The sequence below is a fragment of the Ensifer adhaerens genome (genome assembly GCF_028993555.1).
Lineage (GTDB): Bacteria > Pseudomonadota > Alphaproteobacteria > Rhizobiales > Rhizobiaceae > Ensifer > Ensifer adhaerens_I.
On record NZ_CP118610.1, the window covers coordinates 1,551,563 to 1,566,525 of the forward strand.

The 14,963-nt window shown below is 62.6% G+C and carries 12 protein-coding genes; 5 read left to right on the forward strand and 7 right to left on the reverse strand.

Annotated elements, in window-relative coordinates; all coding sequences use genetic code 11:
- Positions 1 to 4: 4 nt before the first annotated feature.
- Positions 5 to 577, reverse strand: coding sequence for a peptidylprolyl isomerase (locus tag PWG15_RS07595; protein WP_275023795.1), 573 nt, complete (start codon positions 575 to 577; stop codon positions 5 to 7).
- A 34-nt stretch (positions 578 to 611) separates the two neighbouring features.
- Positions 612 to 1,106: a pantetheine-phosphate adenylyltransferase gene (gene coaD, locus PWG15_RS07600; protein ID WP_275023796.1), complete on the reverse strand. Its 495-nt coding sequence runs from the start codon at positions 1,104 to 1,106 to the stop codon at positions 612 to 614.
- A gap of 360 nt (positions 1,107 to 1,466) precedes the next feature.
- Between coaD and PWG15_RS07605 the strand changes: the two genes are divergently transcribed.
- On the forward strand, positions 1,467 to 1,595 hold the full coding sequence (locus PWG15_RS07605) for a hypothetical protein (RefSeq protein ID WP_275023797.1): 129 nt from the start codon (positions 1,467 to 1,469) through the stop codon (positions 1,593 to 1,595).
- 123 nt (positions 1,596 to 1,718) lie between these two features.
- Here PWG15_RS07605 and PWG15_RS07610 read toward each other — a convergent pair whose 3' ends face one another.
- The 3 genes from PWG15_RS07610 to PWG15_RS07620 all read right to left on the reverse strand — a co-directional run bounded on the left by PWG15_RS07610 (position 1,719) and on the right by PWG15_RS07620 (position 5,665).
- Positions 1,719 to 3,134: an MATE family efflux transporter gene (locus PWG15_RS07610; protein WP_275023798.1), complete on the reverse strand. Its 1,416-nt coding sequence runs from the start codon at positions 3,132 to 3,134 to the stop codon at positions 1,719 to 1,721.
- A gap of 141 nt (positions 3,135 to 3,275) precedes the next feature.
- Positions 3,276 to 4,589 (reverse strand): TCR/Tet family MFS transporter, encoded by a 1,314-nt coding sequence (locus PWG15_RS07615; RefSeq protein ID WP_275023799.1) that lies wholly within the window; start codon positions 4,587 to 4,589, stop codon positions 3,276 to 3,278.
- Positions 4,590 to 4,756: 167 nt separating this feature from the next.
- Positions 4,757 to 5,665, reverse strand: a complete 909-nt coding sequence (locus tag PWG15_RS07620; RefSeq protein WP_275023800.1) for a LysR family transcriptional regulator — start codon at positions 5,663 to 5,665, stop codon at positions 4,757 to 4,759.
- A 119-nt stretch (positions 5,666 to 5,784) separates the two neighbouring features.
- Here PWG15_RS07620 and PWG15_RS07625 point away from each other — a divergent pair, with 119 nt between their 5' ends.
- Positions 5,785 to 6,777 (forward strand): aldo/keto reductase, encoded by a 993-nt coding sequence (locus PWG15_RS07625; RefSeq protein WP_275023801.1) that lies wholly within the window; start codon positions 5,785 to 5,787, stop codon positions 6,775 to 6,777.
- A gap of 59 nt (positions 6,778 to 6,836) precedes the next feature.
- Here PWG15_RS07625 and ypfJ read toward each other — a convergent pair whose 3' ends face one another.
- Positions 6,837 to 7,775 (reverse strand): KPN_02809 family neutral zinc metallopeptidase, encoded by a 939-nt coding sequence (gene ypfJ / locus PWG15_RS07630; RefSeq protein ID WP_275023802.1) that lies wholly within the window; start codon positions 7,773 to 7,775, stop codon positions 6,837 to 6,839.
- A 250-nt stretch (positions 7,776 to 8,025) separates the two neighbouring features.
- On the opposite strand from ypfJ, the gene PWG15_RS07635 reads away from it, so the two are divergent.
- From PWG15_RS07635 to PWG15_RS07645, 3 genes are all read left to right on the forward strand, one after another.
- On the forward strand, positions 8,026 to 9,054 hold the full coding sequence (locus tag PWG15_RS07635) for a zinc-dependent alcohol dehydrogenase family protein (RefSeq protein ID WP_275023803.1): 1,029 nt from the start codon (positions 8,026 to 8,028) through the stop codon (positions 9,052 to 9,054).
- A 204-nt stretch (positions 9,055 to 9,258) separates the two neighbouring features.
- Positions 9,259 to 12,750, forward strand: a complete 3,492-nt coding sequence (gene carB, locus PWG15_RS07640) for a carbamoyl-phosphate synthase large subunit (protein ID WP_275023804.1) — start codon at positions 9,259 to 9,261, stop codon at positions 12,748 to 12,750.
- Between the two features lie 217 nt (positions 12,751 to 12,967).
- Positions 12,968 to 13,258, forward strand: a complete 291-nt coding sequence (locus PWG15_RS07645; protein ID WP_275023805.1) for a hypothetical protein — start codon at positions 12,968 to 12,970, stop codon at positions 13,256 to 13,258.
- Between the two features lie 92 nt (positions 13,259 to 13,350).
- On the opposite strand, the gene PWG15_RS07650 is transcribed toward PWG15_RS07645, so the two are convergent.
- Positions 13,351 to 14,865 carry an MFS transporter gene (locus PWG15_RS07650; RefSeq protein WP_275023806.1) on the reverse strand — a complete coding sequence of 505 codons (1,515 nt, stop codon included), beginning with the start codon at positions 14,863 to 14,865 and terminating at the stop codon, positions 13,351 to 13,353.
- Between the last annotated feature and the right edge of the window lie 98 nt (positions 14,866 to 14,963).

Sequence of the window (14,963 nt, forward strand, 5' to 3'; positions counted from 1 at the left end):
GACTTTACTTGCCGACCTTGACGGTGATCATGCGGTCGGGATCGGTGACGGAACCATTGTTGGCGTCGTCGCCGAGCTTGATCTTGTCGACGTTCTCCATACCCGAAACAACCTTGCCGACGACGGTGTACTGGCCGTTCAGGAAGTCGCCCGGTGCGAACATGATGAAGAACTGCGAATTGGCGCTGTTCGGGTCCTGCGAGCGGGCCATCCCGACCGTGCCGCGTTCGAACGGAACGTCGGAAAACTCGGCCGGCAGGTCAGGCCGCGAAGAACCGCCGGTGCCGGCAGCCTGCGGCTGGTAGCCGTTTTCCATATCGCCATACTGCACGTCGCCGGTCTGGGCCATGAAGCCCTTGATCACGCGGTGGAAGGCAACGTTGTCATACTCGCCGGCGGCGGCAAGCGCCTTGATCTGCTCGACGTGCTTCGGAGCAATGTCCGGACGCAGTTCAACGACCACGGGCCCATCCTTGAGGGTGATCGTGATGAAGTTGTCGGCCGATTGTGCGATCGCCGTTCCCGTCCAGGAGGCAAGCGCAAGGGCGCCGGCGAAAGCGAGGTGGAGGATTTTCATGGTTTCTCCCTGCGTGGTGAATGAGGGCCGCGGGTCAAGCGCGGCGTTTGGCCTGCAGTGCTCGGTAAACGGCCGCGGGCACGAAGGCGCTGACGTCACCGCCCATGGCGGCGATCTGGCGGACCAATGTGGCCGTAATGGGCCGCGATGCGGTGCCTGCGGGCAAGAATAGCGTCTGGATATCGGGGGCCATCTGCCGGTTCATCCCGGCCATCTGCATTTCGTAGTCGAGGTCCGTGCCGTCGCGAAGCCCGCGCACCAGCAGTTTCGCACCGTGCTCGCGCGCCGCGTCGACGACCAGATTGTCGAAGGAGACGACATCGATGTCGCCTGCCCTGTCCGGCAGAAATTCCTTGAGCGACTGACGGATGAGCTCGGCGCGTTCGTCGAAAGAAAAGAGCGGCGCCTTCCCCGGGTGGATGCCGATTGCGACGATGACCTTCGCCGCCACATTCAGCGCCTGCACGAGCACGTCGAGGTGGCCGTTCGTCATCGGATCGAAGGAGCCGGGATAAAATGCCGTGGTCATTGCACCTGTTTCCGTTTGGTGAAGCCTTTTGTCACGGACGGCGACGGATCGCAAGAGTTGTGCCGATCGCTGGAGCTGTTCCCTGGGAAACAGCGGGATAGAAAGAATGAATGCTAGATAAACGTCATGTTCAACGGTGCTTCACACGCAGAACGCTAGTGTCGCGCAGTAAACAACGGAACTTTTTTGAACGTACTGCCGTTTAGGATGCGAAAGGATTACGGCTATGGGACTTGCTCTGTTTTCGATGGCGATGTTTTTCGCGATGCTTTTTGCGACGATACATGGACTGCGTAACGAGTCCCGTGACCGGCGCGAGCCATTCGTGACCCAGAAGATCTTCCGTTGATGGAGGGCGTCATGGCCACCCTGTTCATGATCGCGGCAGCGGTCATCAGTTTCGTTTTCTTGATCGATTTTGCCCGGACGATACGCGACCTCCAGCGCGATCGCCAGGGTGCGGAGCGGCTCGACGGTTTCAACGTCTAGCAGCCCAACGGCTTCGCGAATGAAGCTAGGTAATAAGCGGCCGTCGTTCCCTTCCCCTGAGGCGACCGCCATTGCAAGCCGGACGGCATCCCCTGCCCGTCCGGCTTTTTCTTTGCCCGGCGGTTACTGCGCCCGGGATGATCGGGCAGTCTTTGCTGCAAGCGCGTTGATCATTCGGAAGAAGCGCCAGTTCAACAGCACCGCCGCCGCGGCAAGACCAAGGACGAACCCGAACCAGACGCCGATCCCGCCGAAATTGAACGGGAACGCAAAGGCCCAGGCGCAGACGAAGCCGATCGGCCAATAGGAAATCAACGCCAGCAGCATCGGCACCTTGGTATCCTTCAGTCCGCGCAGCATGCCGGCCGCGATCGCCTGCATGCCGTCGACGAGCTGGAACGCGCCGGCAATGACGATGAGCGGTGCGGCAAAGGCAAGAACTGCGCCCGCGTCCGGCCGCTCGGTGTCGAGATAAAGGGCGGCGAGCTCGCTCGGGAAGAACGCAAAGATCGCACTGCCGACGATGGCAAAGCCGGCGCCAAGCACGAGGGATGCTATCGCCGCGCGGCGGACGCCCAAGAGATCGCCGCGGCCATAGGCAAGGCCGACGCGCACCGTCGCAGCCTGCGCAAGCCCCAGCGGGATCATGAAGGCGATCGAGGCGAACTGCAGGGCGATGCCGTGCGCCGCCAGTTCGACCGTACCGATCGTGCCCATCAGCAGCGACGCAACGGTAAACAGGCTGACCTCGGCGAGGATCGTCAGCGAGATCGGAATGCCGAGAAAGACGACTTCGCGGAACGCAACCCAATCCGGTCGCCAGAAGCGGACGAACAGTTCGTACTGGTTAAGCTCGGGTTTGCTCTTGATGTAGCCGATCGTCAGCGCCGCGCCGAGAACGGCAACGCCGAGAGCAGCCACCGCTGCCCCGAATATGCCGAGCTGCGGGAAGCCGAAATGACCATAGATCAGGACGTAGCAAAGCACCGCATTGAGCACGAGCGTCGCCAGCGTCACGTAGAGAATGATCCCTGCCCGCTCCAGCCCGCTGAGGAAAGCCCTTAGCACCATGAAGATCAGGCCGGGAAAGATCGCCCACTGCGCAATGCGGATGTACTCGCCGGCAAGCGCCGCGACCTTCGGCTGCTGCCCGGCGAAAAGCAGGATCGGCTCGGCCATCCAGAGCACCGGCGCGGTCAGGACGCCATAGAGCAGCACGACCCACATGCCCATGCGTACGGAACGGCGCACCGAGACCTTGTCCCCACGGCCGACCGCCTGGGCTGCCATCGGAACCACCGCGTTGGCAAAGCCATTGCCGAAAACATAGACGGTGAAATACATCTGGGTCGCCAGGATGATCGCCGCAAGTTCGGTGGCCCCGAGCTTGCCGACCATCAGCACGTCTGTGGTGTTGATGGCGAGCTGCGCCAGCTGGGCGCCGATGAACGGTACGCCGAGATAGAAGCTGGCGCGATAATGCGTCCGCCAGGAGTTGTCGGTCGTCACATTCGTGGGGCTCGGATTCGCGGTCAGCATGGCAGATTCCTGGCAGTCGGCAGCTCCAGGCCGCAACTGTCGATCGGAGGGAGGAAAACCGGAGATAGAATACCGCCGGGCAAAGAGCCAGCCGCAAGGGCGAAGTTGCTTAAACTTTCATCGATAGATCACGAAAATTGATCAATTTCCGTGCATTCGTGGCCGCTCGACCTCTTCGACCTCTTCCGCCGCCGCAACCGCGGTAGGCTCGACAGCCGCCAGCCCTTGTGGTCCGACCGCCCTGTTTCTGGGTATCTTCAACAGAAAGACGATGAGCGCGCCCACGAGAAAGCAACTTGCCAGTGCATAGGGTGCACCGGCGAAGGCGATCGGAGCGCTAGGGCTGGTGAAGTAGCCGAACGCCTGGGTGAAGATCAGCGGGCCGATGATCGTGGTGATGCTACCGATGCTGGTCAGCGCGCCCTGAAGCTCTCCCTGCGCCGAGGGCGCCACGTGGGCGGCGGCGATGCTGCGCAATGGCGGATCGGCAAGGCTTTCAAGCGCGGTAGCGATGATCACTGCATAGATCATCCACCCCTGCCAGGCACCGGCATAGCCAATGGCGCCGAGGGTGGTGAAGGTCAGTCCCAGCACGGCCGTTCGCCACTCGCCAAGCCGTGGCACGACGCGCGGCAGGATGACCGCCATGACGAATGCGCCGCCGATGCCGAAAATGCCGAGCGATAGCCCGATCTGTCCCTCGCTCCAGCCATAACGGTAATTGGATACGAAGGACCAGACTGCCGGATAGACGGAGTGGGCGAGCCAGAAGAGAAAGAATACGAGCCCGACCCAGCCGATGCCTGGGTAGTTGCGCATCTGCTTGAGGGCGCCGAGCGGATTGGCGCGTTTCCACTCGAAGCGACGGCGGTTGGCGCGATCCAGCGTCTCCGGCAGCAGAAACACACCGAGGATGAAGTTGACGAAGGAGAGCGTCGCGGCGCCGTAGAACGGCACGCGTGGACCCAATTCGCCGAGCAGACCACCAAGCACCGGCCCGAGCGCAAAGCCCGTCCCGAAGGCGATGCCGATCAGCCCAAAGTTCTTGGCGCGGTTTCCGTCATGGCTGATGTCGGCGATATAGGCCGATGCCGTGCCGAAGCTCGCCCCGCTGATGCCGGCAAGAACGCGACCGATGAACAGCATCCAGTAGCTGGTGGCGAGCGCGCAGATCAGATTGTCGAGCGCGAAGGTGAAGACGGATGCGAGCAGCACCGGACGGCGGCCGAATCGGTCGCTGAGATTGCCGATCAGCGGCGCGAAGAGAAACTGCATCGCCGCATAGACAAGCAGCAGCCAACCACCGTCGATCGCCGCTTCGCTGATGTCGGATCCGGTCAATTCCTCGAGATAGGTCGGCAGCACCGGAACGATGATCGCGATGCCGATAATATCCAGAAACAGGATCATGAAGACGAGGAACAGGCCGCGTCGCACAAACTTCTCGTCGCGCATGCGATCCCTCCCCTCAAGGTTGCCTGCCCGGAGACGGGACAGAACGTGAACAACGCTACCAATTTAGGTGTAACGGATCATTTCGCGCGAAACAATCCGTGAACGTCTCAAATTATCTGATGGGACTATCGCCATGGTTGATGTGACGGGTGACGTTCAGCCGTCTCTCACCGGTTGTCGCGCCGCGGCTCAAGCTTCAGGAAGTCCACGAAGGCGCGCAGCGGCGCCGGCATATGCCTGCGGCTCGCATAGTAGAGAAACGGTCCGGAAAAACTCGTCGTCCAGTCTTCAAGAATGGGGAAGAGCCGCCCTGTCGCAATGCCGGGGGCGATGAATTCCTCGAAGGTCCGGATAATGCCAAGCCCGTCGAGTGCTGCGCCGAGCTCGAGATCGATCGTATTGGCGGTCACGACGGCAGGCGGCGCGATCGTCAGCGCCGCGTCGCCCTCGCCGAACTCCCAGGGAAGAGAAATGCCACTGGCGAAACGGTGGCGAATACAGTCATGTTCGAGCAGATCGCGAGGATGTTGGGGCACGCCGCGCCTGGCGAGATAGTCCGGTGCCGCGGCGGTGACATAACGTTGCCGGCTTGGCCCGATCGGTATGGCGATCATGTCGCGCTCGACGCGTTCCTCATAGCGAACGCCGGCGTCGAAACCAGCTGCCAGAACGTCGACGAACCCATCTTCCGCCGTGACCTCCAATGAGATTGCCGGATGCTCGCGCAGGAAGCGACCGATGATCGGTGGTAGGATTTCGCGGGCGACGATGGTCGGAACATTCAGTTTCAGCGTTCCCGCCGGACTGTCGCGCATTTCGTTGACCTGATCGAGCGCGCCGGCAATTTCGCCGAGCGCCGGCGTCAGCCGATCGAGCAGCCGCATGCCCGCCTCCGTCAGCGTCACGCTGCGGGTCGTACGGTTGAGCAGGCGCACGTGCAGCTTGGCTTCGAGCCGTCGCAGCGCCTCGCTCAACGAGGACGCGGAAACGCCACGCTTCTTGGCAGCGGCGCGGAAGCTGCGCGCGGCGGCAACGGCGGTAAAGGCATCGAGATCGGCAAGCGGCAGGTCGTTCATTGTGCGGAATTTCGTACAAGTTGTTCGGTTTAGGTCGGATTATCGCACGCCTTCAAACGAAGTAAACAAGAGACCGATCAGTGGCCGGAAGATTTCGGCCTTGTCGAAGGAGAACGAGAATGGATTACGTTTCACTCGGAAAGACCGGCCCTACCGTGTCGGCACTCGGCCTCGGCTGCATGGGCATGTCCGGCATGTACGGCCCCGCCGACCGGGCCGAGAGCATCGCCACCATCCACGCCGCGCTGGAGGCCGGCGTGACGCTGCTCGACACCGGCGATTTCTACGGCATGGGCCATAACGAGATGCTGATCGGCGAGGCGCTGAAAGGCGGCAAGCGCGAGAAGGCGCTGTTGAGCGTGAAGTTCGGCGCCTTGCGCGATGCCGCCGGCAACTGGTCCGGCTATGATTGCCGGCCTAAGGCCATCCGCAACTTCCTCGCCTATTCACTGCAGCGGCTTGGCGTCGATCATATCGACATTTATCGCCCCTCCAGGCTCGATCCCGACGTTCCGATCGAAGATACGATCGGTGCGATTGCCGACATGGTGAAGGCTGGATATGTCCGCCATATCGGCCTCTCCGAAGTCGGGCCAGAGACCATCCGCCGCGCCGCCGCGGTCCACCCGATCTCGGATCTGCAGATCGAGTATTCGCTGATTTCGCGCGGCATGGAGGCCGAGATCCTGCCGACCTGCCGTGCACTCGGTATCGGCGTTACCGCCTATGGCGTGCTGTCGCGCGGCCTCATCAGCGGCCACTGGCAGAAGGGTGCGGCCGGCAAGGGCGACTTCCGCGCCATGAGCCCGCGCTTCCAGGAGGGCAATATCGACAAGAACCTCGCTCTCGTCGAAGCGCTGAGGCAGATCGCTGAAAGCAAGGGTGTGTCAGTGGCGCAGATCGCGATTGCCTGGGTGGCGGCTCAGGGCAAGGACATCGTGCCGCTGATCGGTGCGCGGCGGCGTGACCGGCTTGCAGAAGCACTCGTGTCGCGCGAAGTCCATCTCGATGCCGACGACCTGGCGGCAATCGAACGGGCAATTCCGAAAGACGCTGCCGCGGGCGCCCGCTATCCCGAAGCTCAGCTCGCCCATATGGACAGCGAACGCTGACCCCGACAAACGAAAGGGCCGGCTCTTGCCGGCCCCGACGTTTTATTGTGTTGGAGCGCTTAGACGGCGCCCGAGAAGGTGTCGCATGCCGACATCTTGCCGCTGTCGAAGCCACGCTTGAACCAGCGCATGCGCTGTTCGGAGGTGCCGTGGTTGAAGCTCTCCGGAACGACGTAACCCTGCATGCGCTTCTGCAACGTGTCGTCGCCGATCTGGGTGGCGGCGTTCAGCGCCTCCTCCAAGTCGCCCTGCTCGAGCAGGCCCTTCTGCTGGGTATACTTGCCCCAGACACCGGCGAAGCAGTCGGCCTGCAGTTCGACGCGCACCGACATCTGGTTCGCTTCGGTTTCGCTCATCGACTGCCGCATCTGGTTGAATTTCGGCAGGACGCCGATCAGGTTCTGGACATGGTGGCCGACCTCGTGCGCGACGACGTAGGCCTGCGCGAAATCGCCTGCGGCATCGAATTTCTGCGAGAGCTCGTCGAAGAAGCTCATGTCGAGATAGACCTTGTGGTCTCCCGGGCAATAGAACGGTCCTGAAGCGGCGGACGCGAAGCCGCAGGCAGACCGCACCTGGCCGCGGAAGAGCACCATCTTCGGCTCCTCATATTGCTTGCCGCTCGCCTGGAAGATGCCGTTCCAGGTATCCTCGGTCTCGGCGAGCACAGTTGCCATAAACTGCTTCATCTCCTCTTCCTGCGCCGTACCCTGTGGTGCCGGTGAGCCGTCGCTCTGCTCGAAGCCGGGCAACTGCACCTGGCCACCGCCGCCTTCCAGCACCTGCAGCATGTCGATGCCCAAGGCCTTGAGGATGAAGTAGAGGACAACGAGGAAGATGATCGTGCCGAAGCTCATGCCGCCGCCGGCGCGCCGCATGCCGCCTCCGCCGCCCGGCATGCGGAAGCCACCGCCCCGGCCGAACGGATTGCCGCCACCCGGGCTCGCGCCGCGCTGGTCTTCGATGTTGTCGGATTGGCGGCGGCCCTTCCATTCCATGATCTGTCCTCCCGGCCTGTGAAAGGCATTGTCGGTTTGCTCATTTATAAGACGCGCCCGACGTCGTTGTAAAACGCAATCGCCACCCGTAAGTTCGCGATCTGGCCAAACTTTTTACTGCGCCGGCCAGCTTGCGATGCGGATATCGGCAGCGAAATCTCCGCCGGCTGAGGACTGCTCCGCTCTCCTTGACCTAAAGCCGCTTTGCCGCTCCTATGCCAGCCACAGACAGGGACGAGGAGGAGCGTTCATGAAGGCGTTGCGGCTTGAGGGAATCGGGCGCCTCGGCGTGGCCGAAGTGCCAAAGCCCCTGCCCGGCCCGCACGACCTGCTTGTGCGGGTGGAAGCCTGCGGCATCTGCGGCACGGACCGACACCTGCTGCATGGCGAGTTCCCCTCAACGCCACCGGTCACGCTTGGCCATGAATTCTCAGGCATCGTCGAAGCGATCGGTGTGAGCGTCTCCGACATCGCGATCGGCGCGCGCATCACCGGCGACCCGAATATTGCTTGCGGCGCCTGCCCGCAATGTCATGCCGGCCGCGTCAATCTCTGCCGCAATCTGCAGGCGATCGGCATTCATCGCGACGGCGGCTTTGCAGAGTACGTTCTCGTGCCGCGCAAACAGGCTTTCGAGCTACCGCCGAATCTTGATCCGGTGCATGGCGCCTTCTGCGAGCCCCTCGCCTGCTGCCTGCATGGTGTGGACATGGCAGGCATTCGCGCTGGCTCCTCTGTCGTCGTTCTGGGCGGCGGGGTGATCGGCATGCTGGTGGTGCAACTCGCCAGGCTCGCCGGCGCCACCACGGTGATCCTGTCGACGCGGCAGGCCGAAAAGCGCCGCCTTGCCGAAGAGGTCGGTGCGACCGCAACCGTCGATCCGTCCTCGACCGATATCATCGAACAGATTGCCGGCAAGGGTGGACGGGTTCCCGGCGGGGTCGACGTCGTCATCGAATGCGCCGGCGTTGCCGAGACCGTCAGGCAGTCGACACGACTTGCCAAGGCCGGCGGCACGGTCGTCATCCTCGGCGTCATGCCTCAGGGCGAGACGGTAGAAATCGAACCCTTCGATATCCTCTTTCGCGAACTGCGCGTGCTCGGATCCTTCATCAACCCGTTCGTGCACCGTCGCGCCGCCGACCTCGTAGCCTCCGGCGCCATCGAGATCGACAGGCTGATTTCACGGCGCGTGACACTCGATGAGGCCGCCGGCGTCATCTCCCGGCCCGCGGCAGCCGGCGAAGTCAAGGTCCTGGTGATTCCCGGCGGCGCCTGACGTTTGGGTGGCGCCGAGCGGGCGATAAAGCAGAGGACGCGCAAATATGCCGGCTTCTTGTCGATTCCGGAATTTTCGGGGTTTCGCTTGCAGATACATTTGCCTATAAGCCGCTTCTAGCCTGAAAAGACCCTCAATGCGTGCCCGGCCGGTGACCTACCACTTTGGCCGGTTTTTCGCGCAGCTAGAAACGGATGACCGCCCATGCCGAAGCGCCAAGATATCAAGTCCATTCTTATCATCGGCGCGGGGCCGATCGTCATCGGTCAGGCATGCGAATTCGACTATTCAGGCACCCAGGCCTGTAAGGCGCTGAAGGAGGAAGGCTACCGCGTCATCCTCGTCAACTCCAACCCGGCAACGATCATGACCGATCCGGGCCTGGCGGACGCCACCTATGTCGAGCCGATCACCCCGGAAGTCGTCGCCAAGATCATTGCCAAGGAGCGCCCGGACGCGCTGCTGCCGACCATGGGTGGCCAGACCGCGCTCAACACCGCGCTGTCGCTGCGCCGCATGGGCGTGCTCGACCGCTACAATGTCGAGATGATCGGCGCCAAGCCCGATGCGATCGACAAGGCCGAGGACCGCGCGCTCTTTCGCGAGGCGATGGCCAAGATCGGGCTCGAGACGCCGAAGTCGCGGCTCGCCAATGCCACCGACATCAAGGACCATGACCGTAAGGTGCACGAAGCCGAGCGCGCCGAGCTGAAGGGCCGCCTCTCCGGCCCGGACCTCGACAAGGCACTCGACGATCTCGAAAACCGGTGGAACCTCGGCGAAGGCGACCGCAAGCAGCGCTACATGAACCACGCGATGGCGATTGCCGCGCAGGCGCTCGACGATGTCGGCCTGCCGGCGATCATCCGCCCGTCGTTCACGCTCGGCGGTACCGGTGGCGGCATCGCCTATAACCGCACCGAATTCTTCGACATTGTCGGCAGCGGCCTCGATGCCTCGCCGACCACCGAAGTTCTGATTGAAGAATCGGTTCTTGGCTGGAAGGAATACGAGATGGAAGTGGTCCGCGACACGGCGGACAACTGCATCATCATCTGCTCGATCGAAAACATCGACCCGATGGGCGTGCATACTGGCGATTCGATCACCGTTGCTCCGGCGCTGACGTTGACGGACAAGGAATACCAGATCATGCGCAACGCCTCGATCGCGGTGCTGCGCGAGATCGGCGTCGAAACCGGCGGCTCGAACGTCCAGTTCGCCGTCAACCCGGAGAACGGCCGTCTGGTCGTCATCGAAATGAACCCGCGCGTGTCTCGCTCGTCGGCGCTCGCGTCGAAGGCGACCGGCTTCCCGATCGCCAAGATTGCAGCCAAGCTCGCCATCGGCTACACGCTGGACGAGCTCGACAACGACATTACCGGCGGCGCCACCCCGGCGTCGTTCGAACCGTCGATCGACTACGTCGTCACCAAGATCCCGCGCTTTGCCTTCGAGAAGTTCCCGGGCGCTTCGCCGGTGCTGACCACCGCGATGAAGTCGGTGGGCGAAGTCATGGCGATCGGCCGTACCTTCGCCGAATCGCTGCAGAAGGCGCTGCGTGGCCTTGAGACCGGACTCACAGGCCTCGACGAAATCGAAATCCCCGACATGGACGACAATGGCGATGGCCGCAACGCCATCCGGGCTGCGATCGGTACGCCGACCCCGGACCGGCTGCGCATGGTCGCCCAGGCGCTGCGCCTCGGCATGAGCGAGGCGGACGTCCACGAGGCGAGCAAGATCGATCCGTGGTTCATCGCCCAGTTCAAGGCGATCGTCGACATGGAAGCACGCATCCGCGAGCACGGCCTGCCGAAGGATGCCGAGAACCTGCGCATGCTGAAGGCCATGGGCTTCTCCGACGCGCGTCTCGCCACGCTCGGCGGCAAGCGCCCCAAGGAAGTGGCCGAACTGCGCAACGCGCTGAACGTTCGTCCGGTCTACAAGCGCATCGACACCTGCGCCGCCGAGTTCGCCTCGCCGACCGCCTACATGTACTCGACCTACGAGACGCCCTTCGTCGGTGCCGCCCGGTCTGAAGCCGGGGTTTCCGACCGCAAGAAGGTCGTCATTCTCGGCGGCGGCCCGAACCGTATCGGCCAGGGCATCGAGTTCGACTACTGCTGCTGCCACGCGGCCTTCGCACTGAAGGATGCCGGCTATGAAGCGATCATGATCAACTGCAACCCGGAGACGGTTTCGACCGACTACGATACCTCTGATCGCCTCTATTTCGAGCCACTGACGGCCGAGGACGTGATCGAGATCATGCGCGCAGAGCAGGAAAAGGGTGAACTCGTCGGCGTCATCGTGCAGTTCGGCGGCCAGACGCCGCTGAAGCTTGCCGAAGCGCTGGAAAAGAACGGCATCCCGATCCTCGGCACGGCGCCCGACGCGATCGACCTTGCCGAAGACCGCGACCGTTTCCAGAAGCTGCTGATGAAGCTCGACCTCAACCAGCCGAACAACGGCATCGCCTACTCGGTCGAGCAGGCGCGCCTCGTTGCCGCCGAGATCGGCTTCCCGCTGGTGGTGCGCCCGTCCTACGTTCTCGGCGGCCGCGCGATGCAGATCATCCATTCGGAAAGCATGCTGCAGACCTACCTGCTCGACACGGTTCCGGGCCTTGTTCCGGAGGACATCAAGCAGCGCTACCCGAACGACAAGACCGGCCAGATCAACACGCTGCTCGGCAAGAACCCGCTGCTGTTCGACAGCTACCTGACGAACGCCACGGAAGTCGACGTCGATTGCCTCTGCGACGGCAAGGATGTCTTCGTCTCGGGCATCATGGAGCATATCGAGGAAGCCGGCATTCACTCCGGCGACAGCGCCTGCTCGTTGCCGGTGCACACGCTCGACACGGCCATGGTCGACGAACTCGAGCGCCAGACGGCAGCGCTTGCCAAGGCGCTCAATGTCGGCGGCCTGATGAACGTGCAGTTCGCCATCAAGGACGGCACGATCTACGTGCTCGAAGTCAACCCGCGCGCATCGCGTACCGTGCCATTCGTCGCCAAGACGATCGGCGCGCCGATCGCCAAGATTGCCGCCCGCGTCATGGCGGGTGAAGCGCTCGATGTTGCGATCGCCGCCTATGGCGAGAAGCCGGATCCGCGCAACCTGAAGCACATTGCGGTCAAGGAAGCTGTCTTCCCCTTCGCGCGCTTCCCCGGCGTCGACACGCTGCTCGGCCCGGAAATGCGCTCGACCGGCGAAGTCATCGGTCTCGACACCGACTATGCGCTGGCTTTCGCCAAGTCGCAGCTCGGCGCCGGCGTCGACCTGCCGCGCGATGGAACGGTGTTCGTATCGGTTCGTGACGAGGACAAGACCCGGGTTCTTCCGGCAATCCGTATTCTCGTCGACATCGGCTTCAAGGTCATGGCCACGGCCGGCACCGCGCGTTTCCTCGGTGAAAACGGTATTGCTGCCACCAAGGTCAACAAGGTCCAAGAAGGCCGGCCGCACGTCGAGGACGCGATCCGCAACCGTCAGGTCCAGCTGGTCATCAACACGACCGACGGCAACAAGGCGATCTCGGACTCCAAGTCCCTGCGCCGCGCGACGCTGATGCAGAAGGTGCCCTACTACACGACGATGGCCGGCGCCGAAGCCGCCGCCCACGCGATCAAGGCGCTGAAGGCCGGCAGCCTCGAAGTGCGCCCGCTGCAGAGCTACTTCAAGGCCTGATGTTCGATGCGGCGCGCGACAAACCGCGCGCCGCTTCCATGCCCGCGAAACGATCGTCCGACGCGGCCGCTTTAATTCAAGGCCTTTGTCCGGTTCCTCCAGCTGAATGCTGGATGAATGCGCGGTTCAGCCTGCATTCTTCTGCATCATGCTCATATATGCTCCCGCGCTTCGGGATCGGAGTGGCCTCCGACAAGGCGCGATACGGGGCAAGATCGTGCAACTCTATTTCTTTGACTTGCATTGGGGCGACGAGCACTTCGTCGACGAAGACGGCATCCATCATTTCGACGAGGGTTCAGCCCTTTATTATGGGCAACGCATCGCCGACAAGATTGGCCGTGACGCAGACTACGGGTCCTTGAAGGTTCAGGTCTTTTCCAGCAATCGCAGGCTGCTTGCGACGATCGTTCCGTCGATCGGGCGCGGCGGCGAGCAGCGGGCGCTGCTTGGGCGCCGCCACGTCGGTACGCCGCTCCACGCGGCTGCCTACTGCATGTCTCCTTAAATCGACTTCGATTTAAGGACAAAGACATGCAGTAAATCAAAGTGCTACAGCGACCTTTGCGCGTCTGATAAGACGCGCGGCGCTGTAGAACGTCATCTGTCTGAACGCACGGCGCTCTCGTCACCCGCGAGCGCCCTGAGCGTCGCTCCTTCCTGACCACGCCGCGATCGTTTGGCGGCAAGCTGCACGGTTCTGAGGCCGAAATAGAGCGCTGCCGTCGATATGAGGGACGCGACGACAAAGACGGTGAACAATGCCCCGTGCATCGTGGCGACGCTTGCCTTCTCGTCGAAGCCCCGGAGGTTTGCGGCAAGCCCGCAGATTGCAGCACCAATTGCGTAGCCGGCCGATTGCAATGTCGGCAGGAAGGCCGACGTCTTGTCGCGCTCCTTGGGCGTGGACACATCCATCATCAACTGGCTGAGCGTGCCCCAGGAGATGCCGAAGCCGGCACCAATCGCGATCTGGCTCGGAAAGACCAGGCGGAATTCGTCGATGGCGACCGCGACCGTCAGGCCGGCAAGGCCCAGGCTGAGAAGTGCCGGTCCGGCCTGGATCAGCTTCACGCGCAGATCATGCGAGCGCAGGCTTGCAACGAGTATTGCAGTCAGGCTCCAGGAGATTGCCATCAGCGCGCCTGAAAATCCGGCAGCCGTGGGGCTGAAGTTCCACACATGCTGCAGGCCATAGATGAGGTAGATCGAGCCGGACGCCTGCGCCAGCGGCATCAGCAGAACGACCCAAAGCCCGGTGCCGAGCGGTTTTGCAAGCGCAAAGGCCCCGGCGGGCAGGATCGAATGTTCTGCACGCCGGTCGGTCTGGACAACCGCCCAGAGGATCGTCAGAGCCGTCGCCAGCACAGCAGTCATCAAGGGGACGCTTCCAGCCGTGGTCGATACCGATATCAGCAATATGCCGGTGCCGACGACGATCAACCGCAGGAGCGGAATCGGACGTGACTTTTTGGCCGGTACCCTTTGTGCCGGCACGATGGCAAGGACGAGCACGACGAAGATTGCGGCTGCCGGAATATTGACGCCGAAGGCCGCCCGCCAGGACCAGTGCTCCGTAAGGAAACCGGAGACGAGCGGACCGCCGAAGGCGGCCATTGCCCAGACGATGGCTTCCGCTCCGAAGATTTTCGGCACCAGCCGCGGCGGGAAGAGTTCCGGGATCAGCGCGTAGCAGACCGCGGCGATGATGCCTTCGCCGAACCCCTGGAACACGCGCCCGGCAAGCACCTGAGGCATGCTGCCTGCGGTCGTCGCGATCATCGTTCCGGCGACGAATACGACAGCGGCTGTGATCAGCGTGCCACGTGCGCCGAACCTTGCCTTGAGATTGGCAGCCACCGCCCCGCCGAGGATCGCAAAGACCAGATAGAGCGTAACCGCCCACGAAAGCAGCGTGGCGCCGCCGATCTCGGCGACAGCCGTCGGCAATGCCGTGGAAATGAAAAATTCGTTGAACGCAAAGAGTGCGACGCCAAGGCAAAGCGTGACGGTTGCGGCCAGGTAGTCTGGCCGGAGCAGTTCGTTCCAGCGGCCATCCTCTCGCGGTTCTGCGTCCAGGTCTGTCTTGATGTTGTGGTCCTTGGCCATATCCATGGGCCATGCTTCCTCGTTGATATCCTGCAGGAGCCATTCTGATACGACCTCAACCGCAGTTGAGGTAAAGCTGTTTCTGCAAAACTTGCAATCGGTTT

What these genes read in the sequence shown, in the direction of transcription:
- PWG15_RS07595 (WP_275023795.1), bottom strand. Translation starts at nt 577, where the DNA reads ATGAAAATCCTCCACCTCGCTTTCGCCGGCGCCCTTGCGCTTGCCTCC.
- coaD (WP_275023796.1), bottom strand. Translation starts at nt 1,106, where the DNA reads ATGACCACGGCATTTTATCCCGGCTCCTTCGATCCGATGACGAACGGC.
- PWG15_RS07605 (WP_275023797.1), top strand. Translation starts at nt 1,467, where the DNA reads ATGGCCACCCTGTTCATGATCGCGGCAGCGGTCATCAGTTTCGTTTTC.
- PWG15_RS07610 (WP_275023798.1), bottom strand. Translation starts at nt 3,134, where the DNA reads ATGCTGACCGCGAATCCGAGCCCCACGAATGTGACGACCGACAACTCC.
- PWG15_RS07615 (WP_275023799.1), bottom strand. Translation starts at nt 4,589, where the DNA reads ATGCGCGACGAGAAGTTTGTGCGACGCGGCCTGTTCCTCGTCTTCATG.
- PWG15_RS07620 (WP_275023800.1), bottom strand. Translation starts at nt 5,665, where the DNA reads ATGAACGACCTGCCGCTTGCCGATCTCGATGCCTTTACCGCCGTTGCC.
- PWG15_RS07625 (WP_275023801.1), top strand. Translation starts at nt 5,785, where the DNA reads ATGGATTACGTTTCACTCGGAAAGACCGGCCCTACCGTGTCGGCACTC.
- ypfJ (WP_275023802.1), bottom strand. Translation starts at nt 7,775, where the DNA reads ATGGAATGGAAGGGCCGCCGCCAATCCGACAACATCGAAGACCAGCGC.
- PWG15_RS07635 (WP_275023803.1), top strand. Translation starts at nt 8,026, where the DNA reads ATGAAGGCGTTGCGGCTTGAGGGAATCGGGCGCCTCGGCGTGGCCGAA.
- carB (WP_275023804.1), top strand. Translation starts at nt 9,259, where the DNA reads ATGCCGAAGCGCCAAGATATCAAGTCCATTCTTATCATCGGCGCGGGG.
- PWG15_RS07650 (WP_275023806.1), bottom strand. Translation starts at nt 14,865, where the DNA reads ATGGATATGGCCAAGGACCACAACATCAAGACAGACCTGGACGCAGAA.